This is a genomic window from Streptomyces sp. BL1 (assembly GCF_057628045.1).
Window position 1 is genome coordinate 4,897,092 of the sequence record NZ_JBXYWZ010000002.1, and the last position, 25,155, is coordinate 4,922,246.

The following is a 25,155-nucleotide window of genomic DNA, read 5'->3' on the forward strand; positions in this document are numbered from 1 at the left end:
TGCGGCGCGGTACGGCACGCCGGCGGCGGGCCGTACGACAGACAGCACAGCAGCCAGGCAGGCCAGGCGACGACGCGGAAAGGCAGCAGCGGCATGACCGGTACGGCCGACGGCTCCGGCGCCGTCACAGCAACTCCCCCCGAGGGAACGGCCGTTCCCGCCGGCCCCCTCCTGCCGGAGAACGCGCACGGCCTGGGCGCCTCCGTACCGTCGGAGGACGCACCCGCCAAAGCGGAGGGCGTCTTCCCGTACGCGGCCGACCTGTGGGCGGAGGGCCTGCTGTGGGCCGCCGTGCTGCGCGCCCCGCACCCGCACGCGCGGATCGTCTCCATCGACACCGCGCAGGCCGAGGCCATGCCCGGGGTGCGCGCCGTCGTCACCCACCGGGACGTGCCCGGCGACGCGACGCACGGCCGCAAGGTCGCCGACCAGCCGGCGTTCGCCCGGGACCTCGTGCGGTTCTACGGCGAGCCGATCGCGGCCGTCGCCGCCGACCATCCCGACACCGCGCGGCTGGCCGCTGCGGCGATCGCCGTCGAGTACGAGGTGCTGGACCCGGTCACCGACCCGGAGAAGTCCTTCGAGGCCGAACCCCTGCACCCGGACGGCAACATCGTCCGCCACATCCCGCTGCGCTACGGCGACGCGGACGTGACCGGCGACGTCGTGGTCGAGGGGCTGTACAGGATCGGCCGGCAGGACCCGGCGCCCATCGGCGCCGAGGCGGGACTGGCCGTGCCGCGCGCCGACGGCGGCGTGGAGATCTACACCGCGTCCACCGACCCGCACACCGACCGGGACCTCGCGGCGGCCTGCTTCGGGCTGCCGCCGGAACAGGTCAAGGTCGTCGTCACCGGAGTGCCGGGCGCCACCGGCGACCGCGAAGACACCGGTATCACCGTGCCGTTGGGCCTGCTGGCGATGCGCACGGGCTGCCCCGTGAAGATCGCCGTGTCCCGCGAGGAGTCCTTCCTCGGCCACGCGCACCGCCACCCCACCCTGCTGCGCTACCGCCATCACGCCGACGCCGAGGGCCGGTTGCTCAAGGTGGAGGCGCAGATCCTGCTCGACGCGGGCGCCTACGCCGACACGTCCGCCGACGCGCTCGCCGCCGCCGTCTCCTTCGCGGCGGGACCGTACGTCGTACCGCACGCGGTGGTCGACGGCTGGGCGGTCCGTACGAACAACCCGCCGTCCGGCCATGTGCGCGGCGAGGGCGCCATGCAGGTGTGCGCCGCGTACGAGGGCCAGATGGATAAGCTCGCGGCGCGCCTCGGCATCGACCCGGCCGACCTGCGCATGCGGAACGTGCTGGCCACCGGTGACCTGCTGCCCACGGGCCAGACGGTGACGTGCCCGGCGCCCGTCGCCGAACTCCTGCGCGCCGTACGGGAGGAGCCGCTGCCGCCACTCCCCAAGGAGACCCCGGAGCGCGACTGGCTGCTGCCGGGCGGTCCCGAGGGCGCGGGCGAACCGGGCGCGGTGCGCCGCGGCGTCGGCTACGCGCTCGGCATGGTGCACCTGCTGGGCGCGGAGGGCACGGACGAGGTCTCCACGGCCACCGTGAAGGTCAACGGCCCGGTGGCCACCGTGATGTGCGCGGCGGTCGAGACCGGCCAGGGCTTCTCCACGCTGGCACGGCAGATCGTCCAGGAGACCCTCGGCGTCGACGAGGTGCACGTCGCCTCCGTCGACACGGACCAGCCGCCCTCCGGGCCCGGCACGCGCGGCCGGCACACGTGGGTGTCCGGCGGCGCGGTGGAACGGGCCGCGCGGATGGTCCGTACGCAGCTTCTCCAGCCGCTGGCCGCGAAGTTCGGGATGTCCACGGAGCTGCTGTCCATCGCGGATGGCAAGATCACCTCGTACGACGGGGTGCTGTCGACGACGGTGACCGAGGCCCTGGAGGGCAAGGAACTGTGGGCCACGGCCCAGTGCCGCCCGCATCCCACCGAGCCGCTGGACGACACAGGGCAGGGCGACGCGTTCGTGGGCATGGCCTTCGCCGCCGTACGGGCCGTGGTCGACGTCGACGTCGAACTGGGCTCCGTACGCGTCGTGGAGATGACCATCGCGCAGGACGTCGGCCGCGTTCTGAACCCGCGTCAGCTGCGCACGCGCATCGAGGCCGGCGTCACCCAGGGCGTCGGCGCGGCCCTCACGGAACACCTCCGCGTCGCCAAGGGCGTCGTCCGGCATCCCGACTTCACCGGATACGCGCTGCCGACGGCCCTCGACGCCCCGGAGATCCGGATCGCGAAGCTCGTCGAAGAGCGCGACGTGGTCGCCCCGTTCGGCGCGAAGCCCGCGTCGGCCGTCCCGGTGGTCGTCTCCCCGGCAGCCGTCGCCTCCGCGGTCCGCCAGGCCACGGGCCGCCCCGTCAACCGCCTCCCCATCCGCCCCCAGACGGCAGTGACCGACCGTTCCTATTCAACAGACGGAAGCGGGTCGTAGATCCACTCCCGGCCGCTGCGCTCGTCCCGAACGGTTCTGGACGGGCTGGGTGGCCGCGTTCTCGTCTCCGGCGGCGACACCACTCGTGATGGTGGTCCGGCCCGGGGCGGGCGGTTTCCCTCACCCCCGGGAGTCCGGGGTGCGGCCTGGACGCTCCGATGCCCCACGCGATCTCTCTGGTCGCGTGGGGGCGGTGGTGTCCGTCGCCGCGCTCCGAAACCCTGGGCGCGCCTGCCGATCACGAGACTTGCGGCCTCGTGCCGACTGGTCTTGCGGGCGGGGCTGCTGGTCGGCTGCTGCCAGTGCTCGCCGCCCCACTTGCTGGTGTAGGCCGCATCGACCCCGATCACCGCGCTGCTCGGCCGCCATCGAGGTCAGCCGGGCGGCCAGTTTCGCGGTGGGGAAGCGGGAGATCAGCCGTCGGAAACGCTTCCGGCGGCCGTACTTCTCCCGGGACTTGCCGTCGGCGAAATCAAGCTCTTCGATGGCGAGCGCTGCCGCGCGGCAGTGGCGGGCGTAGTGCAGCAGACGGCTGGTGGCCTGCCGGATCTGCGCGTCCCGGTGCTGAGCGCTACCTGACAGGTCGTAGGCGAAACGGCGTGGGGCACCGATCGGGTTGCCGTGCTGGTCGAGCAGCCACGCCGCGAAATGGTCGTCGTTGGTGTCCACGCCGATCACCCGGCCCCGGCCCGCAGCCAGCGCCATCTCCAGCGACAGAGTGGGGGCGGGCGTGCGCTGCCAGGAGGCGGTGACGTACCAGCGGCCCCGCGCCGGGTCGTAGTGGAAGCGGTACGCCACCGCCCGCCGCGCAGCGACCCGATCCCCCCACTCGGCTCCGCGGTGCGCGAAGGCCACCGTCCCGGTAATCCGGTAGCGACCGTGCGGAGCGTTGGCCAAGTGGGTCATGGGGGCGGGGAGTTTGATACTCACCTCCCCTTCGGGCGTGATCCGAATCGTCTCGTTGCCGCAACATCTGCCGGACTCGCCGTCGGCAGCCAGGAATATCCGCGCCGCTTCCCACCGACTCCGCCACACCTGTTCATCCAGACCGGCGTCGGCCAGGTGGTGCCGGACATGGGCGAGTTGTTTCCCGCCGCGTACCACGTGTACCCGCCCCGCCGCCCAGTCCGCCACCGCCGCAGTGTGCCGGGCCTGCAAGGCGTGCAGGCGGCGGGACTTGGCATGCCACTCCCGCCGCGACCCATAGCCGCCCGGCATCCGCTTCGTACCCCTCGTGCCAGGCGGCTGGGCAAGACGGTGGCGGATCGTGGCAATGCCCGCCTCAAGGCCCTTGATATGCGCGGACAGCCCTCGGCGCGCCAGCGCCCACTGATCGTTGGTGGCCTTCGTGATCGACCCCGCCCACCGGGCGGAGCACCTCGGCGTCAGCGCTCGCTTCCGCCCCGCCCATCCGGTGTTGTTGTGCCCATTTCCCGCCGCGCACCGTGCCTTGAGATCGCCGGAGGCCAACGACCCCAGATACCGGCCGACTTCCCACAGCACCCGCTCATCGGTGGGGGTGAGGTGCTTGAGCCTGGTACGGATCGCCACCCCCGACGGTGCCAGCGCCACATGTGGCGTGGACATCGCCCGCAGTACCCGCTCGCCCTGCCCCATTCCGCCCCTCGTAACCGCCATGCCCGCTGAGGACCTGTCCAACGAAACACCGCCCCAGAAGTCACCCGTTCGACCAAGGAATGTCTGTTCTTTGCCCCAGCCGGTATCCGTGGAGAAGCGCCACGTAACCGACCCCACGCCGTAGTGGCCTCGGCGCGGGGTCGGGGTGTGGGCGGGTTGCCTCACGTCGTGTGACGGTCGTCTGTGAGTCCGTCGGCTCCGCCGCCGAGGTGTGTGGCGGACGGGGCCGGGACTGCGGCGGTGATGATCGCGTGGCGCGTGCTCCCAGGTACTGGACGGAATGTCATGCGCACCAGGATGTGCTGGTCAGAGGCTTGCCGCCTGAGTGTGCCGACCTAGGGAACCACCCGGTCCGTACTCATCCGTAACGTGCGGCGCCTGAGGGATCCGACGCTCCCCGGTCCGCTCGCCGCCCCTGTTCCGGGGGGCGGTTGGGGCGGGTGAGGGAAAAGGGTTCCGCTGCTCTTGGCATCTGTTTCGTAAAACGTGTAGAAAGTGGGGGCGGCGCGGTCACGCAGCGGGATCAACTCGTGGCCGCGCCCCCTTCGCATGTCCTCACGCGCCGTCGCGGGTGTCCGCCGTGCCGTCGACGGTGTCGCCGTCGCTGCCGTCCTCGGCCAGGAAGGCCTCCAACAGCGGGACCAGCATGGCCGGTTCGTCGACCCACGGATAGTGGCCGACCCGGTGCAGCGGCCGGACCCGGGCCTCGGGGAAGGACTCGGCGACGGCCTCGCCCGCGCGCATGCCGGTGATGCCGTCGAGGTCGCCGGTGACGACGAGGACCGGGGCCCGTACCTCGCGCAGCCGCTCCAGCAGCGCGCGCCGCGTCGCGTCGTCGACGCCCTGCCAGAAGGCCGCGCGCGGCACGGGGTTGAGCTGCTCGCCCTCGGCCGCCGCGTGCAGCTGCTGGGCGTGCTCCCAGCGCCCGTACCCCATCGGCGCGGCACGCAGCAGCAGTCCGCGGATCTCGTCGAGGTCGTCGGCCTGCCGCAGCAGCTGGACGGCGACGTAGGCCTCCTCCCACCAGTCCTCGTACGCGGCCCGGGACTCGAAGATCTCCCGTGCGTCGTCGGGGAGTTCGCCCTGCAGCCGGCCTCCCGGGTTCAGCAGGACGAGCCGGCTGAGCCGCTCGGGGTGGCTCGCCGCGTACGCCTGCGCGGTGGCGGCCGCGGCGTCGTGCGCGAGCAGGGCGATGCGGTCCAGGCCGAGGTGGGTACGGAGCGCCTCGACGTCCTCGGCGAGCCGGGGGAACGCGTACGCGGCCGGGTCGGCGGCGGGCGGAGAGGCCCCGGTGCCGCGCGAGTCGGGCACGATCAGGCGGCGCCGCGTGCTGAGTCCGCCCAGGTCGCCGAGGTACGCGGCGTCGCGGGCCGGTCCGCCGGCGAGGCAGACGAGCGGGGAGGGCGGCGGCTCCGGGACGTGGTTCGGGACGTTGTCCACGATCCGGTACGTGAGCTCGGCGCCGTCGTACGAAGTGAAGAGGGGCATGCAGTCAAGGTTGCCGCAAAAGCGAGGATTATCCCGGTTGTTACCCGGCGTAGGACCGGCGGACCAGGTGAACCCCTCCCCGCGACAGGTGTCACTGGGGGATACGGCACTTACCGTGGGCGGCATGAGTGCTGACGAGGACGTGGCCACGGAAGGGCCCGCCGGGCCGGCGCCCGATGTACCGGGTCCTGCAGCCGGGGGCCGCAGGACTGTGTACCCGGGGAGGCCGCGGCCAAGCGGGCCGGGCCCGCGGGGAACGGCGAGGAGACCGTGCTCGGGCGCACCTACCGGGCGTTGACCTTCGGCATTGTCTCCGTCGTGCTGCTCATCGCCTTCGAGGCGACCGCCGTCGGCACGGCGATGCCCGCGGCGGCGGCCGAACTCGACGGTGTCTCCGTCTACGCGTTCGCGTTCTCCGCCTTCTTCACCACGAGCCTGCTCGGCATGGTCGTCTCCGGTCAGTGGTGCGACCGGCGCGGCCCGCTGCCCGCGCTGGCCACCGGCATCGGCGCGTTCGTCGCCGGACTGCTGCTGTCCGGCACGGCGGTGGCCATGTGGGTCTTCGTCCTGGGCCGCGCGGTGCAGGGCGTCGGCGGCGGTCTGGTGATCGTCTCGCTGTACGTCACGGTCAGCCGTGCGTACCCGGAGCGGCTGCGGCCCACCGTCATGGCGTCGTTCGCCGCGGCCTGGGTGGTGCCCTCCGCCATCGGACCGCTGATCGCCGGCACGGTGACCCAACACCTCGGCTGGCGCTGGGTGTTCCTCGGCATCCCGGTGCTGGTCGTACTGCCGCTGGTGGTCATGCTGCCCGCGCTGCGGCGCGCCGCGTCCGGGCCGCCGCCCGGCGCGGAGGCGCACGGCCGCGTGGACCGGCGGCGGATACGGATGGCCGTCGCGGTGGCGGCGGGCGCGGGACTGCTGCAGTACGGGGCGCAGGCCCTGGACCTGACGGGGCTGCCCGCCGCGGTGCTCGGCGCCGTGCTGCTGGTGCCCGCGGTGCGCACCCTGATGCCCCGCGGCACGTACCGGGCCGCGCGCGGGCTGCCCGCCGTGGTGCTGCTGCGCGGCATGGCGGCCGGCGCGTTCATCGTCACCGAGAGCTTCATCCCGCTGATGCTCGTCACGCAGCGCGGGCTGTCGGTGACCCTGGCCGGGCTCACCCTGGCGGCGGGCGGGGCGAGTTGGGCGCTGGGCTCCTTCACCCAGTCACGGCCGCGGCTGGGCCCGTACCGTACGCAGCTCGCGCAGTTCGGCATGGTGCTGGTGACACTGTCGATCGTCTACGTGCCCGTCGTGCTCGTGGACAGCGTGCCGGTGTGGACCCTCGCGGTCGGCATGACGGTCGGCTGTTTCGGCATGGGTCTGGTCATCTCGGCCACGAGTGTGCTGCTGCTGGAGCTGTCGGCGCCGGAGGAGACCGGCAAGAACTCCTCGTCGCTGCAGATGTCCGACAGTCTGTCCAACGTGCTGATCCTCGCCCTCACCGGTGCGGCGTTCGCCGCCTTCGGCGGCGGTTCGGCCGGCGCTGCCTCGCACGCGGCGCCGTCCGCGGCGGCCCACACGTCGGCGGGCCAGCCGCTCGCGTTCACGGCGGTCTACGCGATCTCCGCGACGGTCGCCGCCGTGGCCGTCTTCGTGGCGGGCCGGCTCCGCGAGCGGGGATGACGCGGGGGAGCCGGCCTCAGCTCCGTGAGGGGTCTCAGCACCGTGAGGCGGTCCGTACGCCGTGCGGTCCGCCTCACGCCGTGCGGTCCGGCCTCACGCCGTGAACGCGTCCGGTTCCGCCGCGTCCCAGTCCGCGGCCCAAGGGCCCGGCACGTCGCCGCCGTTCAGCAGCGCCTCCGGTTCCAGCCAGTCGTACAGGTCGGCGTACGAGGCGACCGCGTGCGGTGCCGTGCGCCGGTACAGATGGTGGGGGCGCAGCTGCTCGGGGGAGTCGCAGCCGAGGGACGCCATGATGTCCAGCGCGCTGCGCACCGTAGCGTCCTGGAAGCGCCGCACCCGCGCGTACTTGTCGGCCACGTCCAGGGCCCGCGCGCGCCGCGGGTCCTGGGTGGCGACGCCGACCGGGCAGGTGTTGGCGTGGCACCGCTGGGACTGGATGCAGCCGACGGCGAACATCATCGCGCGGGCGGCGTTGGTGTAATCGGCGCCCTGCACAAGGCGTTTGACGAGGTCGGAACCTGTGGCCACCTTGCCGCTCGCGCCGATCCTGATCCGGTCCCGCAGGCCGGTGGCGACGAGCGCGTTGTGCACGGTGTTCAGCCCCTCGGTGAGCGGGACGCCGATGTGGTCGACGAACTCCAGCGGGGCCGCGCCCGTACCGCCCTCGGCGCCGTCGACGACGATGAAGTCCGGTGTGAGGTCCTCGTCGAGCATGGCCTTGCAGATCGCCAGCACGTCGCGCCGCCGTCCGACGCACAGTTTGAAGCCGACCGGTTTGCCGCCGGCGAGCTCCCTCATGCGGCCCAGGAAGCGCACCAGTTCGCGCGGGGTGGAGAAGACCCGGTGGTAGGAGGGGGAGACGACAGTCCTGCCCTGCGGCACCTCCCGTACGCGGGCGATCTCGGCGGTGACCTTGCCGCCGGGCAGCACTCCGCCGACGCCCGGCTTGGCGCCCTGCGACAGTTTCAGCGACACGGCGCGCACCGAGTCCCATGCCGCCTTGCGCGCGAACTCGCCCTCGTGGAAGCCCCCGTCGTCCGTACGGCACCCGAAGTAGCCGGTGCCGATCTCCCACACGAGGTCGCCGCCGTACCGCAGGTGGTAGTCGGAGATGCCGCCCTCGCCCGTGTCGTGGGCGAAACGGCCCTCCGCCGCACCGCGGTTGAGGGCGAGGATCGCGTTGCCGGACAGTGAGCCGAAGCTCATGGCGGACACGTTGAGCAGCGCCATGTCGTACGGCTTCGTGCAGTGCGGTCCGCCGACCTGCACGCGGAACGGTTCCTCGGGCGCCGGGCGGGGCGTCACCGTGTGCACGAAGAACTCGTAACCCGGCTGGTAGACGGACCTTTCGGTGCCGAAGGGGTCCTGGTCGGCGGTGCCCTTGGCCCGCTCGTACACGGTCGACCGGGTCTCCCTGTCGAAGGGGCGGCCGTCGAAGTCCCGCTCGATGAAGTACTGCTGGAGCTCGGGACGGAGACTCTCCAGCAGGTAGCGCAGGTGTCCCAGGACCGGGTAGTTGCGCAGGACGGAGTGCCGCCGCTGCAGTACGTCGTACGTACCGGCCAGCGAGCAGGCCAGCAGCGGAGCCGCGGCGATCCACCACAACGGACTGCCCGCGACGGCGGCCCACACGGCGCCCGCCGTCACCAGAACCAGGACGCCCACCAGCAGTGCCGTGCCGTGGCGGTGATGCAGGAACTGCACCCGGGTACCTCCTTGTCGGCGAACGTGCAGCCGGCGAGTGTGCGGCCGGTCGCGGCGCAGCCGACAGCTCATCACGGAGCGCACCCTCCTCCCCGGCAGCAGCGCCGGGGAAGATGTCCGGCGCACCAAAATCTGCTTATGGTGCGGGCATGTTCGACTCGCGGCACATACGGACGTTCCACGAAGTCGTGCGCACCGGGTCGTACACCGCAGCCGCACGCGCCCTCGGGTACACCCAGCCCGCCATCACGCAGCAGATGAAGGCCCTCGAACGGGACGTCGGCACGCCGCTGTTCATCCGCGTCGGCCGGTCGATGCGGCTGACCGAGGCGGGCGAGGCGCTGGCCCGGCACGCCACCACGATCCTCGACAGCATGGCGACGGCGCAGCAGCAGATGTCCGCCCTCACGCGGCTGCGTGCGGGACGGGTCCGCGTGTGCGCGTTCCCCAGTGCCGGCGCGACCCTCGTACCGGAGGCGCTCGCCCGGCTGGCGAGCGAGCACCCCGGCGTACGGGTGGAGCTCCAGGAGGAGGAGCCGCCCGAGTCGCTGCGCCGCGTGGTGCGCGGCGAGTGCGACATCACCCTCGCCTTCACCTACCCCGGGCTGCACGAACAGGTGCCGGAAGAGGTCGTCGGCATCCCGCTCCTGGAGGACCAGCTGACCGTTCTGATGCCGACCGGGCACCCGATGGCGCGGCGCCGTGCGGTGCGGCTGGACGAACTGTCGGACGAGCGCTGGATCGCCGGCTGTCTGCGCTGCCGGGCCAACTTCCTGCACGAGTGCGCCGAATTGGGCTTCGCCCCCGACATCGCCTTCACCACGGACGACATCCTCGTCGTGCAGAGTCTGGTCGCCGAGGGGCTCGGTATCGCCATGATGCCGGGCCTCGTGCTGTCGTTCCTGGTGCACGAGAAGGTGACGGGGCGCGCCCTCGATCCGGCCTCGCGCCGGCAGGTCTCCGCGTACGTACTGCGCGAGCATCTGGACATCCCGGCCACGGCCCTCGTGCTGGACGAGCTGCGGACCGCGGCGGCGAACCGGGTCGGCTGCTGACCGGTCCTCCGGCGCACACCGCGGACGGCCCGTCAGCCACCGGTGACCCATAAGCAGTTGTGCGGGTACGGCGAAGAAACCGTCGTTGGACGTGATGGACGGGCGGCCGCACGCTCCTGGCATGGCCACTTTGACGGGTTCAACGGGTTCAACGGGTTCCAACGGCTCCACGACGGCCCTTCGCCGGACCGGACGGCTCGACGCGCTCGTCGGGGACGTCCGTGACGCCGTCGGACGGGGCCTGCCGCCGGATGTGACGTCCTATCTGGTGGGCGAGAAGCTCGCCCCGCACCTCGGCGCCGACGGGCTGCTCACGCCCGCACAGTGCGAGGGCGACCCCGAGCGCTACCGCCAGCACCTTCTGCACGCCGAACCGGACGGCAGCTTCTCGCTCGTCGCCCTCGTCTGGCTGCCCGGCCAGTACACCTCCATCCACGATCACGTCTCCTGGTGCGTCACGGGCGTGCACCGGGGCGAGGAGCACGAGCGCCGCTACCGGCTGCTGCCCGCCGGCGCCGCCGGCGAGAGCGCGCGGCTCGTGGCGACCGAGGACGTGGTCAATCCGCAGGGCGCGGTGTGCGGCTTCGCCCCGCCCGGCGACATCCACCGGGTGTGGAACGGCTGTACGGAGACGGCCGTTTCGCTGCACATCTACGGCGCCGACATCTCCCGCCTCGGCACCAGTGTGCGCCGCGTGTACGAACTGCCGGCCGACCGCTGATGGCGCTGCTGGGGGAGCGCGCGGCAGCACCGGACGGAGAGCGCGCGGCAGCACAGGCCGGGGAGCGCGCGGGGAAGCACACCGACCACCCGCGGACCGGCTCCCGTACGCGGACCGGCTCCCGTACCCGGAACGTGCCCCGTGTCCGCTCCGGCACGCGTGCGGGCTCCCGTGCGACCCGTACGAGCAGCACGGCGCGCAGCAGACTTCCCGGGCTGGCCCTCGCCGCGCTCGGCGTCGCCGCGGCGTCCGCGGTGCATCTGCTGATACCCGCCGTGCCGATGCTCACCGCCGCCGTGGTGCTCGGCATCTGCGCCGCCCATCTGCCGGGCCTGCGCGGCCTGGTGAACGGCCTGGCCCGGCCCGGCCTTTCGGTCGCCGGCAAGCGGCTGATGCGGCTCGGCATCGTGCTGCTCGGACTGAAACTGAGCGTCGGCGACGTGCTCGGCATCGGATGGGCGACCGTCGGCATGGTGTGCGTGGTGGTCGCGGCCACGTTCACCGGCACGCTGTGGCTGGGCCGCAGGCTCGGCCTGCCCGGCGACCAGCCGCTCCTGATCGCCACCGGCTACTCGATCTGCGGCGCGTCCGCCATCGGCGCCGTCGGCGAGGTACGCGAGAGCGACCGGCGCGACGTCGCCACCTCCGTCGCCCTCGTCACCCTGTGCGGCACGCTCGCCATCGCCGTACTGCCCCTGCTGCACCAGCCACTCGGCCTGGACGACGGACAGTTCGGCCGCTGGGTCGGTGCCGGAGTGCACGACGTAGGACAGGTCGTCGCCACCGCCCAGACAGCGGGACCCGACGCACTGGGGCAGGCCGTTCTGGTCAAACTGATGCGCGTCGCCCTGCTGGCACCCCTGGTCGCGGCAGTTGTCCTGTCCGCACGGCAGCGCGCGAAAGCCCGCCGCGAGGACACCTCCGTACGGCACGGGGACACCTCCGTACGACACGGAAACCGCGCACCCGTACGCACCGGACCGCGCACCAAACAGCCGCCGCTCGTCCCGCTCTTCGTCCTCGGCTTCCTCGCCATGGTTGCCGTACGCACTGTCGTACCCGTCCCGCACGGGGTGCTCGACAGCGCGCAGACCGTACAGGAACTGCTGCTCGCCGCCGCCCTCTTCGGGCTCGGCAGCGCCGTGCACCTGCCCTCGCTGGCCCGTACCGGCGGCAGGGTCGCCGCGCTCGGACTGTGCTCCTGGGTGGTGATCGCGGGCGTGTCGTACGCGGGCGTGCTGCTCACCACGTGACACCGGGCCCGTACGGACGCCGCCCGCCGTGTGAGCTGAATCCCATCCGGGCGGAACTGCGCTACGTCACCCGTAAGAGCGGGTGGGGGCACGGGTAGGCTGACGCGGTTGCTTCGACCCGTTGCCGACCCCGACGGAGACCGTGACTACCACGCCCACGTCCAACACCCACCTGTCGCCCGCCTTCCCCGGCCGTGCTCCCTGGGGCACTGCCAACAAGCTGCGCGCATGGCAGCAGGCGGCGATGGACTCGTACCTCGAACAGCAGCCCCGCGACTTCCTCGCGGTGGCGACCCCTGGCGCGGGCAAGACGACCTTCGCGCTCACGCTGGCCTCCTGGCTGATGCACCACCACTTCGTGCAGCAGGTGACCGTCGTCGCGCCGACCGAACATCTGAAGAAGCAGTGGGCGGAGGCCGCGGCCCGGATAGGGATCAAGCTGGACCCGGACTACAGCGCGGGCCCGCTCGGCAAGGAGTTCCACGGCGTCGCGGTCACCTACGCCGGTGTCGGCGTCCGCCCGATGCTGCACCGCAACCGCGTCGAGCAGCGCAAGACCCTCGTCATCCTCGACGAGATCCACCACGCCGGCGACAGCCGCAGCTGGGGCGAGGCCTGCCAGGAGGCGTTCGAACCGGCGACCCGCCGGCTCGCGCTGACCGGTACGCCCTTCCGCTCCGACACGAACCCGATCCCGTTCGTCGACTACGCGGAGGACGCCGAGGGCATCCGCCGCTCCGTCGCCGACTACACGTACGGCTACGGCGACGCGCTCACCGACGGTGTCGTGCGACCCGTCATCTTCCTCTCGTACAGCGGCAACATGCGCTGGCGTACGAAGGCCGGCGACGAGATCGAGGCGCGGCTCGGCGAGCCGATGACGAAGGACGCGATCTCCCAGGCGTGGCGCACCGCGCTCGACCCGAAGGGCGAGTGGATGCCCGCGGTGCTGCGCGCCGCCGACAACCGGCTGTCCGAGGTGCGCAAGGCCATCCCGGACGCGGGCGGGCTGGTGATCGCGAGTGATCAGGAGTCGGCCCGCGCGTACGCGAAGCTGCTCCGCGAGATCTCCGGCAGCAAGCCGACCGTCGTCCTCTCCGACGACAAAGGCGCCTCGGACGGCATCGAGAACTTCCGCAATTCGGACGACAGATGGCTCGTCGCGGTGCGGATGGTCTCGGAGGGCGTGGACGTGCCGCGGCTCGCGGTCGGCGTGTACGCCACGACCATCTCCACGCCGCTGTTCTTCGCCCAGGCCGTCGGCCGATTCGTACGGTCCCGGCGCCGCGGCGAGACGGCGTCCGTCTTCCTGCCCACCATCCCGATGCTGCTGACCTGGGCCAACGAGATGGAGGTGGAGCGGGACCACGTCCTCGACAAGCCGAAGAAGGACAAGGACGAGGACCCGTACGCGGAAGAGGCCGACCTGCTCAAGGAGGCCGAACAGGAGCAGGACGAGGACACCGGCGACCAGGAGCAGCTGCCCTTCGAGGCGCTGGAGTCCGACGCGGTCTTCGACCGGGTGATGTACGACGGCGCCGAGTTCGGCATGCAGGCGCACCCGGGCAGCGAGGAGGAGCAGGACTACCTCGGCATCCCCGGACTGCTGGAGCCCGACCAGGTGCAGATGCTGCTCCAGCGGCGGCAGTCGAAGCAGATCTCGCACAGCAAGAAGCGGCCCGACCACGAGGCCGACCTCGTCGAGCTGCCGGCCGAGCGGCGGCCCGTGGTCACCCACAAGGAACTGCTGGAGCTGCGCAAGCAGTTGAACAACCTGGTCGGCGCCTACGTCCACCAGAGCGGCAAGCCCCACGGCGTCATCCACAACGAGCTCCGCCGCGTCTGCGGTGGCCCGCCGTCAGCCGAGGCGACAGCGGGCCAACTCGAACAACGCATCACCAAGGTCCGAGAATGGGCCACCAAAATGCACTAACGCCCCCCGCGCCTCTTCCCCGCCGCAGCGGCAATCAGCCCAGCGGGGCGGGGAGACCGCCACCTCTCCCCGCCGCAGCGGCAAGTCGCCCCGCGGATCCGCCCGGCGGTCTGAGCGCGCCCCGCACTGTCCCGCCGGATGCGCCCCGCTGAACGCACCTTCCGCTGCGGCGGAATGAGAGGGGGAGCCCCTCCCGTGCCGCCCCGCCGGGGGCGAAGGCGCGCCACGGCGGCGGAACGTGCCCCGTGGTGGCGGGAGGCCACCTCTTCTCCGCCGCAGCGGCAATCCGCCCAGCGGCCCCGCCCGGCGGTCTGAGCGCGGCCCGCGCTGCCCCGCCGGGAGCGCCCCGCTGAACGCACCTTCCGCTGCGGCGGAATGAGAGGGGGAGCCCCTCCCGTGCCGCCCCACCGGGGCGAACGCGCGCCCTGGCAGCGGAGGCCGCTCGCGCCCCGCCGGGCCGGGGCGGCCCCGCCGGAGATGCCGCCGCATCCTTCTCCGCCGCAGCGGCGAGCCGTCCCGCGGATCCGCCCGGCGGCCTCAGCGTGGCCCGCGCTGCCCCGCCGGGAGCGCCCCGCTCAACGCACCCTCCGCTGCGGCGGAATGAAGGGGCTCGCCCTTCACGCGCCACCCCCGCCGGGGGGCGAACGCGCTGCGGCGGAATGAGAGGGGGAGCCCCTCCCGCGCCGTCCCGCCGTGGCCGAACCGGGGGGCGGGTTTTCGTGGCGCGGAGCCGCCTCGCGTAGAGGACCCGTTGACCGGATTCTGGACAGAGTCTTCCGGTGAGCGGTGAGGATCGCTAAGTTGCCGCTCACACACGCGCCGTGGCAGCGTCGCCGCGGAGCGCAGCCACCGCGACCGGCGGTAGCTGGCGCCGCGCTGCCGTGACGGGACGGGCAGTGCCGACCCCCGCGCCATCCGCCGGCACTCACCCGAGGAGGGGGGAGCGTCGTGACCGCGGAGACTTCTCAGACGCTCGACAGAGGACTGCGTGTCCTCAAACTGCTGGCCGACACCGACCACGGCCTGACCGTGACCGAGCTGTCCAACAAGCTCGGCGTCAACCGCACCGTCGTGTACCGCCTGCTGGCGACCCTGGAACAGCACGCCCTGGTCCGCCGCGACCTGGGCGGCCGCGCCAGGGTCGGGCTCGGCGTACTGCGCCTGGGCCGCCAGGTCCACCCGCTCGTGCGCGAGGCGGCGCTCCCCGCGCTCCGCGCGCTCGCGGAGGACGTCGGCGCCACCGCACACCTCACGCTCGTCGACGGCACCGAGGCCCTGGCCGTTGCCGTCGTCGAACCGAGCTGGACGGACTATCACGTGGCGTACCGCCCGGGCTTCCGGCACCCGCTGGACCGGGGCGCCGCGGGCCGGGCCATCCTCTCGGGCCGCGTGCCCGACCAGCAGCGCCGCGCCCCGTACGAGCTGACCCACGGCGAGCTGGAGGCGGGCGCCAGCGGCGCCGCGGCCCCCGTGCTCGGGGTGACGGGCATCGAGGGCAGCGTCGGTGTCGTGATGCTCGCGGACTCGGTGCCCGACCAGGTCGGTGAGCGTGTGGTGCATGCGGCGCAGGAGGTGGCGGACGCGCTTCGGTGACGGCGCGGCGCGTCGTCTAGATTGCAGGGGTGACGACTCGTACCAGCCGAATGCGACTGACCCCGCGCCGCCGTACGCTCGCGATCTGCGCCGTACCCGTGGTGGCGTTGGGGGCGGTCGTCGCCACCGCGCCGCTGCCGTTCTCGCTCGCACAGCCGGGCCTGACCGCCGACGTGCTCGGTGAGAACAAGGGCAAGCCCGTCATCACGGTCGGCGGCGCCGCGGACAAGGACGCCGCCGGCAAGGGCAGTTCCGGCAAGGATGCCGCCGGCAAGGACGGCGGCCAGCTGCGCATGGTGACGATCGCCGCGACGGCGCCCGACACGACGGTGCGGCTGCCGGACCTCGTACGGGGCTGGTTCCGCGAGGACCGTGCGGCGATGCCGCGCGACGCCGTCTACCCCGGGGGCGACAGCACTGCCGAGGCCGAGAAGTACAACAAGGCCGAGATGAAGAAGTCCCAGGACATCGCCGTCAAGGCCGCGCTGAACGAGCTGCACAGGTCGCCGGAGGACGTGGACGTACGGCTGCGGCTGGCCGATGTCGGCGGGCCCAGCGCGGGCCTGCTGTTCTCGCTGGGCATCATCGACAAGCTGGACGGCGACGGCAGCGGCGGAGGGCTGACGGGCGGCCGTACGATCGCCGGCACCGGCACCATCGACGCGTCCGGCAAGGTCGGCGCGGTGGGCGGCGTCCCGCTGAAGACCAAGGCGGCCAAGCGGGACGGCGCTTCGGTGTTCCTGGTGCCCAAGGCGGAGTGCAAGGACGCGAAGGCCGGACTGCCCGAGGGGCTGCGGCTGATCCCGGTCAGCAGCCTGCACGGAGCGGCCGGTTCCCTCAAGGCGCTGAAGGACGGCGGCAAGGTCCCGTCCTGCCCCTGACCCGGGGCAGAGCGGAAAGCACAGGCGGGGCCGGAAACGCCCCGCCCGCCCCGCGTCAGTCCTTGATGAAGCCCTTCTCCACCAGCCAGTCCTTGGCGACGTCGTGCGGGTCCTGCCCGTCGACGTCCACCTTCGCGTTGAGCTTCTGCGCTTCCTTGTTGTTCAGCGCCTCCGTGACCGGACCCAGCACCTGCGCGATCTCCGGATGCTTCTTCAGCGTCGCGCTGTTGATCTCCGGCGCGGCGTCGTAGTTCGGGAAGAAGTGCCCGTTGTCCGCGAGGACATGGAGCTTCATCGCGGGGATCCGGCCGTCGGTGGTGAAGACCACGCCGAACGTGCAGGGCGAGCCCTTCGCCGTCTGCGTGTAGACGACGCCGCTGCTCATCTTGTGCACGTTCGCGGCGGGGATCCTCATCCCGTACGCCTTCATCATTCCGTTCAGCCCGTCGTCGCGGGACGCGAACTCGTTGTCCGCGCACAGCGTCACGGCCTTCGGGTTCTTCCGCGACAGCTCCGCCACGTCGGAGAGCGTCTTCACGCCGTACTTCTCGCGCACCTCACTGTTCACGGCCAGCGCGTAGGTGTTGTTCAGCGTGGACGGCGGCAGCCAGCTGATCCCCTCGCCGGCGTCCTCCTTGCGCACCGCCTCGTACTGCTTCTTGCTGTCCGGGATCGGCTTCGCGTGCCCGAGGTAGGTGATCCAACTGGTGCCGGTGTACTCGTACATGGCGTCCGCCGTGCCCGACCTGACGGCCTCGCGGGCGCCGATGGAGCCCTGGATGCTGGTGCGGTCCACGACGTTGGCGCCGGCGGCTTCGAAGAGCAGCCCCAGCATCTGGCCGAGCACGATCTGCTCGGTGAACTCCTTGGACGTCACCGTCAGTTCGGCGCCCTCGAGCGGTTCGCCCTGGCCGACGCTGCCGGGCCGTACGTCGTCGGTCATGGGGCTGCCGCTGACCAGCCCGCAGCCGCCCAGTACGAGGGCGAGCGCCGCGGCTCCGGCGGCCGTCGCCGCCCTGCGCGTCCGCGCGAAGGTGCGAGAACGGGGCGTGCGCATCAGGACGTTCCCTCCAGGCCGCGCGGGCGCAGCAGCAGTTCGGCGAGCGAGGCCAGCCAGTCGACGATCAGGGCCAGCGCCACGGTGAGCAGCGAGCCGAGGACGAGTACCGGCATCCGCTGGGTGGTGATGCCCGCGGCGATCAGGTCGCCGAGTCCGCCGCCGCCGATGAAGGTGGCCAGGGTGGCGGTGCCGACGTTCAGCACGAGCGCGTTCCGTACGCCGGCGAGGATCAGCGGTACCGCCAGCGGCAGTTCGACCTTGGTGAGCACGCCCAGCGGGGACATGCCGATGCCCTTGGCGGACTCCACCAGGCCGGGGTCGATGGCGCGCAGCCCGGCGATGGTGTTGGCCAGCACGGGCAGCACGGCGTAGACGACCATGCCGACGATGGCCGTACTGGAGCCGATGCTCAGCCAGAACACCAGCAGTACGAGCAGGCCGAGGGAGGGGATGGCCTGGCCGAGGTTGGCGAGGGCCATGGCGACCGGGCTGGCCTTGCGGAACGTCTTCCGGGTCAGCGCGATGCCCAGCGGGATCGCGCTGACGAGCACGAAGAACGTGGAGACGGCGGTGAGTTCGACGTGCTGCCACAGCCGGGTCTGTACGTTGCCGTCGGCCAGCGCGTTCCGCGCGATGGAGTCCAGGTCGGCGCCCCGGAACCACAGCCAGGTCGCCAGCAGTGCCACCGCCACGACGGACGGCAGCACGGTCAGCTTGCGCCAGGTGATCCGGGCCGGCAGGCGGCCGGCGGCCTCCTCGCGGGGCGGCTCCTCGTCGGGGGCACGCTCCTCGCCGGGGCCGGTGTCCCGTTCCAGCGTGCCGCTCACGAGAGGCCCTCCTGCGCGGCATGCGTCTGCCGGATCTGCTGCTCCTCCAGGAGGTGCTGGTGCTCGGTGGCGTCCATCCGGTCGGCGTCGAGGAGTTCGTGCACCGAGTTCATCAGTGTCTCCATGTCGACGACGCCGGTGTACTCGCCCCGGCGTCCGGTGACGGCGACGCGGCCCGCGTTGTCGGTGAGCACCGCCTCCAGCGCGTCGCGCAGGGTGGCGTCGCGGGTCACGGTGTCGTTCACCGGCGAACCGGCCCGCGCCAGGGAGCCCTTGGCGCGCATGATGTCGCCCCGGCGCAGCCACTTGAACGGCCGCTGGTGCTTGTCGAGCAGCAGCACCTCGTTGAAGGGGCCGTTGCGCAGCCGGTCGAAGATGGTCTGCAGCGGCTCGTCCATGCTCGCGGTGGGGAAGTCGACGACGCCGACGTCCCGTACGCGGGTGAGGTTGAGCCGCTTCAGGGCGGCGCCCGCGCCGACGAAGCCGGAGACGAAGTCGTCCGCTGGGTTGGTGAGGATGGCCTCGGGGGTGTCGAACTGCGCGATGTGCGACTGCTCGCGGAGCACCGCGATCCGGTCGCCGAGCTTGATGGCCTCGTCGAAGTCGTGGGTGACGAAGACGATGGTCTTGCGCAGTTCGCGCTGCAGCCGGATCAGTTCGTCCTGCAGATGGTCCCGGGTGATCGGGTCGACGGCGCCGAACGGCTCGTCCATCAGCAGTACGGGCGGGTCGGCGGCGAGCGCGCGGGCCACGCCGACGCGCTGCTGCTGGCCGCCGGACAGCTGCCGCGGGTAGCGGTTGCGGAACTCGCCGGCGTCGAGGCCGACGAGGTCCAGCATCTCCTCGACGCGGGCCTTGATGGCGGACTTCGACCAGCCGGCCATCTTGGGGACCTGCGCGATGTTCTGCGCGACGGTCATGTGGGGGAAGAGCCCCGACGACTGGATCGCGTAACCGATCTTGCGGCGCAGCTTCACCGCGTCCATGTCGGTGACGTCCTCGTCGTTGATCCGGATGCGGCCCCCGGTGGGCTCGATCAGCCGGTTGATCATCTTGAGGGTGGTGGACTTGCCGCAGCCGGACGGGCCGACGAAGACGACGAGTTCACCCGCCTTGATCTCCATGGAGACGTTGTCCACGGCGGCGGACGGCGAGCCGGGGTAGCGCTTCGTCAGCCCCTCCAGCTGGATCGTCGCCCCGGAGGCGCCGTTCGCGCCGGGCATGCCGTTCACACCGGCCGTACCGGTCGTACTGTGCGCACCGTTCGCAGGTGTGGCGCCGGCAGGTGTCGGGTCAGGCACGGATCCCCCTCGGGATGGTCAGACGTCCGATGAGGACGTACGCGGCGTCGAAGAGCAGCGCGAGGACGACGATGCCGAGCGTCCCCGCGAGCACCTGGTTCAGGGCGTTGGCGCTGCCCAGCGAGGCGACGCCGCGGAAGATGAGGTTGCCCAGGCCGGGGCCCGAGGCGAAGGCGGCGATCGCGGCGATGCCCATCAGCATCTGTGTCGCGACGCGGATGCCGGTGAGGATCGGCGGCCAGGCCAGCGGGAGTTCGACCCGCAGCAGCTGCGTCACGCGGGACATGCCGATGCCGCGCGCCGCGTCGACGAGCGCGGGGTCCACGCCGCGCAGCCCGACGATGGCGTTCCGCACGATGGGCAGCAGCCCGTACAGGGTGAGGGCGATGACGGTGGGCATCACGCCGAGCCCGACGACGGGGATCAGCAGGCCGATCAGCGCCAGCGAGGGAACGGTCAGGATGGAGGCCGTGGCGGTGGTGGCCAGATTCCCGGCCCACTCGCTGCGGTAGGTCAGCACACCCACCAGTACGCCGATGACCGTGGCGGCCACCATGCACTGGAAAACCGCGCTCGCATGCTGGAGCGAGTCCGTCAGCAGCTGGGCATGCCTGCTGCCGAGGTATTCCCAGAAGTTCACTGGGCCTCTCCCTACGTTCTGTTCAGGTGTCACTCCGGGCGCGGAGCGGTCCGCGGGCGCTCGCCGGTGAAGGCACCTGCCCCGTGGCCTGCGGTTTACGCACAGTTGTTACCGGCTCGTTGTCAAGACAGGTTTCCGCCCCGGTGGCTCCGGCGGCCTGGCGCACCAGCGGGACGACCCGGAAGGGAATGGGGTTCTCCATGGCGATCGCCGTCGAAGCGCGCATGATCCCATCAAAGCCGACAACCCGGTCGATGACGCGTTGAAGATCGGCGTTGGACCGGGCGACGAGCCGGCACAGCATGTCGCCCTGTCCGGTCGTCGTGTGCAGCTCCAGCACCTCCGGCACCGTCGCCAAGTGGGCCCGTACGTCCGCCCCCTGGCCCTGCCGGATCTCCAGGGTCGCGAAGGCGGTGACGGGATAGCCGATCGCGGCCGGTTCCACGTCCGGGCCGAAGCCGCGGATCACCCCGGACGCCTGCAGCCGGTCCAGCCGGGCCTGCACGGTGCCGCGCGCGACCCCGAGCCGCCGGGAGGCCTCCAGTACGCCGATCCGCGGCTCCTCCGCAAGGAGTTCGAGCAGCTGACCGTCGAGCCGATCGATGCCCATGGCCTGTCCCTCCGTAGTCGACCCCTGAGTGGGCGTGGACAGCTTGTGCAGAACGCCCAGTAATTGCACGGCTCTACTGAGCAGACTGTCCAGTGAATGCGCGAAGTATTGCGCACCTTGTGGATCGGCGGGAGCCTTCCGGCATGACTGAGACCACCCACGCAGCCCCCGGTACGGCCCCCCGTGACACCGACCCGTTCCCGGTCAAGGGGATGGACGCGGTCGTCTTCGCCGTCGGCAACGCCAAGCAGGCGGCCCACTACTACTCCACGGCCTTCGGCATGAAGCTGGTCGCCTACGCGGGACCGGAGAACGGCAGCCGCGAGACCGCGAGTTACGTCCTCGAATCCGGCTCCGCGCGCTTCGTGCTCACCTCGGTGATCAAACCCGCGACGGACTGGGGCCGGTTCCTGGCCGGTCACGTCGCCGAGCACGGCGACGGCGTGATCGACCTGGCCGTCGAGGTCCCCGACGCGCGGCGCGCCTACGCCCACGCCGTCGAGAACGGCGCCGTCGGCATCGAGGAGCCGCACGAGGAGAAGGACGAGCACGGCACCGTCGTCCTCGCCTCCATCGCCACGTACGGCAGGACCCGGCACACCCTCGTGGAGCGCTCCGGCTACGACGGCCCGTACCTGCCCGGGTACGCGGCGGCCGAGCCCCTCGTCGAGCCCGGCGCGCGGCGGTTCCAGGCGATCGACCACTGCGTCGGCAACGTCGAACTCGGCCGGATGGACGAGTGGGTCGCCTTCTACAACCGCGTCATGGGCTTCACCAACATGAAGGAGTTCGTCGGCGACGACATCGCCACCGAGTACAGCGCCCTGATGTCGAAGGTCGTCGCGGACGGCACCCGCAAGGTGAAGTTCCCGCTGAACGAGCCCGCCCCGGCGAAGAAGAAGTCCCAGATCGACGAGTATCTGGAGTTCTACGGCGGCCCCGGCGTCCAGCACCTCGCGCTCGCCACGAACGACATCGTCGCCACCGTGCGCGCCATGCGCGCCGCGGGCGTGCGCTTCCTGGACGTGCCGGACTCCTACTACGACGCGCTGGGGGAGTGGGTCGGCGAGACCCGCGTCCCGGTCGAGACGCTGCGCGAGATGCAGATCCTCGCCGACCGCGACGAGGACGGCTATCTGCTGCAGATCTTCACCAAGCCCGTTCAGGACCGGCCGACGGTCTTCTTCGAACTCATCGAGCGGCACGGCTCGATGGGCTTCGGCAAGGGCAACTTCAAGGCCCTCTTCCAGGCCATCGAGCGCGAACAGGAACGCCGCGGCAACCTGTGACGCGTCCGCGGGGTGATCCGATGAGGGGCGCCCCTGCACACGCCGAAGTGAGGACTGGAGGGACACGCATCGTCCCTCCAGTCCGCCGCAGCGGTACGGACCCCGTACCCGTCCGGCCGGCGGTATGCGGCCGAAGGTGCCGAGCGCGCCGTGAAGGGGCGACGTCGACCTCGTACCGGCGGGCGGCGGGCCCTGCGTTCGGGCGGCCGAACATGGGCCGGACCACGCGGAAACGGCGCTCTCTCACGGTCTTCCGGCGGACGCCACGCGGTGCGACGCTGAGGACATGAGTGATCTTCTCAGCCGGTTGCGGGACGGGCTGCCGGACGACGCGGTGCTCACCGACCCCGACGTGGTCCGTTCGTACTCCCACGACATGGCCAGCTTCTGCGAGGCGGGCGCCGCGGCCGCCGTCGTGCTGCCGCGCGGCACGGAAGAGGTGCAGCACGTCATGCGCACCGCCACCGCACTGCGCGTCCCCGTCGTGCCGCAGGGCGCCCGTACGGGACTGTCCGGGGCCGCCAACGCCAGCGAGGGCTGCATCGTCCTCTCCCTCACCCGGATGAACCGGATCCTGGAGATCAACCCGGTCGACCGGGTCGCCGTCGTCGAACCCGGCGTCGTGAACGCCGCGCTGTCCCGCGCGGTCAACGAGCACGGCCTCTACTACCCGCCGGATCCCTCCAGTTGGGAAATGTGCACCATCGGCGGCAACATCGGCACCGCCTCCGGCGGACTGTGCTGCGTGAAGTACGGCGTCACCGCCGAGTACGTCCTCGGCCTCGACGTGGTGCTCGCCGACGGCCGGCTGATGTCCACGGGCCGCCGCACGGCCAAGGGCGTTGCCGGATACGACCTCACCCGGCTGTTCGTCGGCGCCGAGGGCAGCCTCGGCATCGTCGTGCGGGCCACGCTCGCGCTCAAGCCGGAACCGCCCCAACAGCTCGCGCTCGCCGCCGAGTTCCCCTCCGCTGCCGCCGCCTGCGACGCGGTGTGCCGGATCATGGAGGGCGGCTACGGCCCCTCGCTGCTCGAACTCATGGACCGTACGACGCTGCGCGCGGTCAACTCGCTGACGAAGATGGGCCTTCCGGAGTCCACCGAGGCGCTGCTCCTGGCCGCCTTCGACTCCCCGGACCCGTCCGCCGACCTGGCCGCCGTGGGCGAGCTCTGCGCCGCGGCCGGGGCCACCGAGGTCGTGCCGGCCGAGGACCATGCCGAGTCGGAGATGCTGCTGGCGGGCCGCCGTCAGGCGCTGGTGGCGCTGGAGGCCATCACCGGGACGTCGATGATCGACGACGTCTGCGTACCGCGCTCCCGGCTCGCGGACCTGCTGGAGGGCACCGCGGCGATCGCCGAGAAGCACCAGTTGACGATCGGCGTCTGCGCGCACGCGGGCGACGGCAACACCCACCCCACCGTCTGCTTCGACCCCACGGACGAGGACGAGTCACGCAGGGCCCGCGCGTCCTTCGACGAGATCATGGGCCTCGGCCTGGAACTCGGCGGCACCATCACGGGCGAACACGGCGTGGGCGTACTGAAGAAGGAATGGCTGGCGCGCGAAATCGGCCCGGTGGGCGTCGAGATGCAGCGCGGAATCAAGGAAGTCTTCGACCCGCTCGGGCTGCTGAACCCCGGCAAACTGTTCTGACCGCGACCGCGTTCACGGCTGTGCTGTTCACCGCTCCGCGGCTGAGTCCACTACCGCTCCGCAGGGAGCCCGCGCTCACGCCTCTCGCTCGTGAGCGCGGGCCACGGCGCCGCGCTGCTCGCTGCCGGCACTGACGGGGACGATTTCCGCGACGATGCGGTTCGCCGGAAAACTCGCCTTCTCCATCAGTGCCGTCAGCTCCCGCCGCAACTGCGGCGTGTACAACTCCATGTCCTGCGGGGACAGCTTGATCTCCACGCGCCTGTCCCGCCGCGCGAATGCCTCGTTGACCCCGCTCAGCACCTTCAGGAACAACTGGAAGGAATCCGGATCCAGCCGTTCGGCCAGATCCGCGAGGTGCTCCCACACCCGCAGCCGGGCGGCGTCCTCGTCACCGCCCGTGCCCTCCGGGTCTCTACCGATCACGTTCGTCCTGTCCCCGCTGTCCGTGTGCGGCGCCGGATCCGGCGCCGCCGTGTCGTGCACCGGCTCCGCCTCCGTGCGGCATACTGCCCGGTCCTCCTCCTCTGGCATGCCCGGAATGGTGACGGATTCCGCATCGCCTTGGGCCGGAATCCGGATAATCTCCGGGGAATCCGCCGCTGTTACGGCCGGAACACATCGCACCGGCTCAGGCACCCGCCTCTTCGGGGCCGGATTCGTCCGAGGGCCACGGGTCGCGCAGATACAGATCGTCGCTCGGCGTCGGCGTGAGCAGATCGGCCAACGCCTCGTCGATTCCCAGCACTTCCGCCTCCTGCCCGGGCGCCACCACACGCAGCGTGCGCTCCAGCCACGCCGACACCGCCGTCGCCGGCGCCTCCAGCAGCGCGTCACCGTCCGGCGAGGTCAGCGCCATGCAGATGACGCTCCGGTCGTTCACCTTGGTCGGCCACACCCGCACGTCGCCCTGCCCGCACGGCCGGAAGACCCCCTCCACGAGCAGCTCGCGCGCGAACGTCCAGTGGACGGGGTGCGAGCTGCCGGTGTGGAAGGCCACGTGCACCGCGTACGGGTCGTCGCTGGCATAGCTGAGCCGCGCGGGAACGGGGATGCTGCGCTCCGGCGAGAGCACGAGCCTGAGTTCGAGTTCGCGTTCGACCACCGTGTGCATGTGCTGCGCCCCTTCGTGCTCGTTCACGACCTTCTCCTTCTCATCCGGTGCCGCCTGGAGGCGGCGTGCACTGGGGAGAGAGCGCGGGGCGCGGATCCTTACACGACTTTTCTCAGTTCTTTTCGCGCGGAGTCCCGCGGCGCCGTGTGAGGTTGTCTCTCCGGAAGGCTGAAGCGGGCGTTCGGGCGGGCCGTGGGCCGTACGGGTCTGGTAGATGTGGACCTTGCGCTTCGCGTCCGCGCTTCACCGCACGGCGGCGGAGTGCCGCCTACGCC

Annotated in this window: 18 protein-coding genes and 2 pseudogenes; 10 read left to right on the top strand and 10 right to left on the bottom strand. The window is 71.7% G+C overall.

Annotated elements, in window-relative coordinates:
- Positions 1 to 93 precede the first annotated feature (93 nt).
- Positions 94 to 2,454 (top strand): xanthine dehydrogenase family protein molybdopterin-binding subunit, encoded by a 2,361-nt coding sequence (locus tag AC3AGO_RS21495; RefSeq protein WP_487821853.1) that lies wholly within the window; start codon positions 94 to 96, stop codon positions 2,452 to 2,454.
- Here AC3AGO_RS21495 and AC3AGO_RS21500 read toward each other — a convergent pair.
- Positions 2,427 to 4,071, bottom strand: a pseudogene (locus tag AC3AGO_RS21500) (IS200/IS605 family accessory protein TnpB-related protein). The gene AC3AGO_RS21495 and the pseudogene AC3AGO_RS21500 overlap by 28 nt on opposite strands.
- 576 nt (positions 4,072 to 4,647) lie before the next feature.
- Positions 4,648 to 5,580: an alpha/beta fold hydrolase gene (locus tag AC3AGO_RS21505; protein ID WP_487821854.1), complete on the bottom strand. Its 933-nt coding sequence runs from the start codon at positions 5,578 to 5,580 to the stop codon at positions 4,648 to 4,650.
- 270 nt (positions 5,581 to 5,850) lie between these two features.
- Here AC3AGO_RS21505 and AC3AGO_RS21510 point away from each other — a divergent pair, with 270 nt between their 5' ends.
- Positions 5,851 to 7,245 (top strand): MFS transporter, encoded by a 1,395-nt coding sequence (locus AC3AGO_RS21510; protein ID WP_487821855.1) that lies wholly within the window; start codon positions 5,851 to 5,853, stop codon positions 7,243 to 7,245.
- Between the two features lie 93 nt (positions 7,246 to 7,338).
- Here AC3AGO_RS21510 and AC3AGO_RS21515 read toward each other — a convergent pair whose 3' ends face one another.
- Positions 7,339 to 8,913: an FMN-binding glutamate synthase family protein gene (locus AC3AGO_RS21515; protein ID WP_487824747.1), complete on the bottom strand. Its 1,575-nt coding sequence runs from the start codon at positions 8,911 to 8,913 to the stop codon at positions 7,339 to 7,341.
- 185 nt (positions 8,914 to 9,098) lie between these two features.
- Here AC3AGO_RS21515 and AC3AGO_RS21520 point away from each other — a divergent pair, with 185 nt between their 5' ends.
- The 6 genes from AC3AGO_RS21520 (at position 9,099) to AC3AGO_RS21545 (ending at position 16,385) form a co-directional block, all read left to right on the top strand.
- Positions 9,099 to 10,004, top strand: a complete 906-nt coding sequence (locus tag AC3AGO_RS21520; protein WP_487821856.1) for a LysR family transcriptional regulator — start codon at positions 9,099 to 9,101, stop codon at positions 10,002 to 10,004.
- Between the two features lie 121 nt (positions 10,005 to 10,125).
- Positions 10,126 to 10,725 carry a cysteine dioxygenase family protein gene (locus AC3AGO_RS21525; RefSeq protein ID WP_487821857.1) on the top strand — a complete coding sequence of 200 codons (600 nt, stop codon included), beginning with the start codon at positions 10,126 to 10,128 and terminating at the stop codon, positions 10,723 to 10,725.
- Positions 10,725 to 11,978 (top strand): YeiH family protein, encoded by a 1,254-nt coding sequence (locus tag AC3AGO_RS21530; protein ID WP_487821858.1) that lies wholly within the window; start codon positions 10,725 to 10,727, stop codon positions 11,976 to 11,978. Before AC3AGO_RS21525 ends, AC3AGO_RS21530 begins: the two co-directional genes overlap by 1 nt.
- Before the next feature lie 142 nt (positions 11,979 to 12,120).
- Positions 12,121 to 13,911 carry a DEAD/DEAH box helicase gene (locus AC3AGO_RS21535; protein WP_487821859.1) on the top strand — a complete coding sequence of 597 codons (1,791 nt, stop codon included), beginning with the start codon at positions 12,121 to 12,123 and terminating at the stop codon, positions 13,909 to 13,911.
- 948 nt (positions 13,912 to 14,859) lie between these two features.
- On the top strand, positions 14,860 to 15,504 hold the full coding sequence (locus AC3AGO_RS21540; protein WP_487821860.1) for an IclR family transcriptional regulator: 645 nt from the start codon (positions 14,860 to 14,862) through the stop codon (positions 15,502 to 15,504).
- Positions 15,505 to 15,554: 50 nt separating this feature from the next.
- Positions 15,555 to 16,385 carry a S16 family serine protease gene (locus AC3AGO_RS21545; protein ID WP_487824748.1) on the top strand — a complete coding sequence of 277 codons (831 nt, stop codon included), beginning with the start codon at positions 15,555 to 15,557 and terminating at the stop codon, positions 16,383 to 16,385.
- A 55-nt stretch (positions 16,386 to 16,440) separates the two neighbouring features.
- On the opposite strand, the gene AC3AGO_RS21550 is transcribed toward AC3AGO_RS21545, so the two are convergent.
- The 5 genes and pseudogenes from AC3AGO_RS21550 to AC3AGO_RS21570 all read right to left on the bottom strand — a co-directional run.
- Complete coding sequence (locus AC3AGO_RS21550; protein WP_487821861.1) at positions 16,441 to 17,442, bottom strand: glycine betaine ABC transporter substrate-binding protein; 1,002 nt, start codon at positions 17,440 to 17,442, stop codon at positions 16,441 to 16,443.
- Positions 17,442 to 18,272: an ABC transporter permease gene (locus AC3AGO_RS21555; protein ID WP_487821862.1), complete on the bottom strand. Its 831-nt coding sequence runs from the start codon at positions 18,270 to 18,272 to the stop codon at positions 17,442 to 17,444. Before AC3AGO_RS21555 ends, AC3AGO_RS21550 begins: the two co-directional genes overlap by 1 nt.
- Positions 18,269 to 19,495, bottom strand: a complete 1,227-nt coding sequence (locus AC3AGO_RS21560) for a betaine/proline/choline family ABC transporter ATP-binding protein (RefSeq protein ID WP_487824749.1) — start codon at positions 19,493 to 19,495, stop codon at positions 18,269 to 18,271. The genes AC3AGO_RS21555 and AC3AGO_RS21560 overlap by 4 nt, the downstream gene beginning before the upstream one ends.
- A gap of 70 nt (positions 19,496 to 19,565) precedes the next feature.
- The gene (locus AC3AGO_RS21565; RefSeq protein WP_487821863.1) at positions 19,566 to 20,213 is read right to left on the bottom strand and encodes an ABC transporter permease; all 648 of its coding nucleotides are present in this window, start codon (positions 20,211 to 20,213) and stop codon (positions 19,566 to 19,568) included.
- 145 nt (positions 20,214 to 20,358) lie between these two features.
- Positions 20,359 to 20,823: pseudogene (locus tag AC3AGO_RS21570) on the bottom strand (Lrp/AsnC family transcriptional regulator); the annotation flags it as partial.
- Between the two features lie 143 nt (positions 20,824 to 20,966).
- Here AC3AGO_RS21570 and hppD point away from each other — a divergent pair.
- Positions 20,967 to 22,112, top strand: a complete 1,146-nt coding sequence (gene hppD, locus AC3AGO_RS21575; RefSeq protein ID WP_487821864.1) for a 4-hydroxyphenylpyruvate dioxygenase — start codon at positions 20,967 to 20,969, stop codon at positions 22,110 to 22,112.
- 286 nt (positions 22,113 to 22,398) lie between these two features.
- Positions 22,399 to 23,766, top strand: coding sequence for an FAD-binding oxidoreductase (locus AC3AGO_RS21580; protein ID WP_487821865.1), 1,368 nt, complete (start codon positions 22,399 to 22,401; stop codon positions 23,764 to 23,766).
- A gap of 75 nt (positions 23,767 to 23,841) precedes the next feature.
- Here AC3AGO_RS21580 and AC3AGO_RS21585 read toward each other — a convergent pair whose 3' ends face one another.
- Positions 23,842 to 24,300, bottom strand: coding sequence for a hypothetical protein (locus AC3AGO_RS21585; RefSeq protein WP_487821866.1), 459 nt, complete (start codon positions 24,298 to 24,300; stop codon positions 23,842 to 23,844).
- A gap of 97 nt (positions 24,301 to 24,397) precedes the next feature.
- Positions 24,398 to 24,880 carry an SsgA family sporulation/cell division regulator gene (locus AC3AGO_RS21590; protein WP_487824750.1) on the bottom strand — a complete coding sequence of 161 codons (483 nt, stop codon included), beginning with the start codon at positions 24,878 to 24,880 and terminating at the stop codon, positions 24,398 to 24,400.
- Positions 24,881 to 25,155 lie beyond the last annotated feature (275 nt).

What these genes read in the sequence shown, in the direction of transcription:
- AC3AGO_RS21495 (WP_487821853.1), top strand. Translation starts at nt 94, where the DNA reads ATGACCGGTACGGCCGACGGCTCCGGCGCCGTCACAGCAACTCCCCCC.
- AC3AGO_RS21505 (WP_487821854.1), bottom strand. Translation starts at nt 5,580, where the DNA reads ATGCCCCTCTTCACTTCGTACGACGGCGCCGAGCTCACGTACCGGATC.
- AC3AGO_RS21520 (WP_487821856.1), top strand. Translation starts at nt 9,099, where the DNA reads ATGTTCGACTCGCGGCACATACGGACGTTCCACGAAGTCGTGCGCACC.
- AC3AGO_RS21525 (WP_487821857.1), top strand. Translation starts at nt 10,126, where the DNA reads ATGGCCACTTTGACGGGTTCAACGGGTTCAACGGGTTCCAACGGCTCC.
- AC3AGO_RS21530 (WP_487821858.1), top strand. Translation starts at nt 10,725, where the DNA reads ATGGCGCTGCTGGGGGAGCGCGCGGCAGCACCGGACGGAGAGCGCGCG.
- AC3AGO_RS21545 (WP_487824748.1), top strand. Translation starts at nt 15,555, where the DNA reads ATGCGACTGACCCCGCGCCGCCGTACGCTCGCGATCTGCGCCGTACCC.
- AC3AGO_RS21550 (WP_487821861.1), bottom strand. Translation starts at nt 17,442, where the DNA reads ATGCGCACGCCCCGTTCTCGCACCTTCGCGCGGACGCGCAGGGCGGCG.
- AC3AGO_RS21560 (WP_487824749.1), bottom strand. Translation starts at nt 19,495, where the DNA reads ATGCCCGGCGCGAACGGCGCCTCCGGGGCGACGATCCAGCTGGAGGGG.
- hppD (WP_487821864.1), top strand. Translation starts at nt 20,967, where the DNA reads ATGACTGAGACCACCCACGCAGCCCCCGGTACGGCCCCCCGTGACACC.
- AC3AGO_RS21580 (WP_487821865.1), top strand. Translation starts at nt 22,399, where the DNA reads ATGAGTGATCTTCTCAGCCGGTTGCGGGACGGGCTGCCGGACGACGCG.
- AC3AGO_RS21585 (WP_487821866.1), bottom strand. Translation starts at nt 24,300, where the DNA reads ATGCCAGAGGAGGAGGACCGGGCAGTATGCCGCACGGAGGCGGAGCCG.
- AC3AGO_RS21590 (WP_487824750.1), bottom strand. Translation starts at nt 24,880, where the DNA reads ATGCACACGGTGGTCGAACGCGAACTCGAACTCAGGCTCGTGCTCTCG.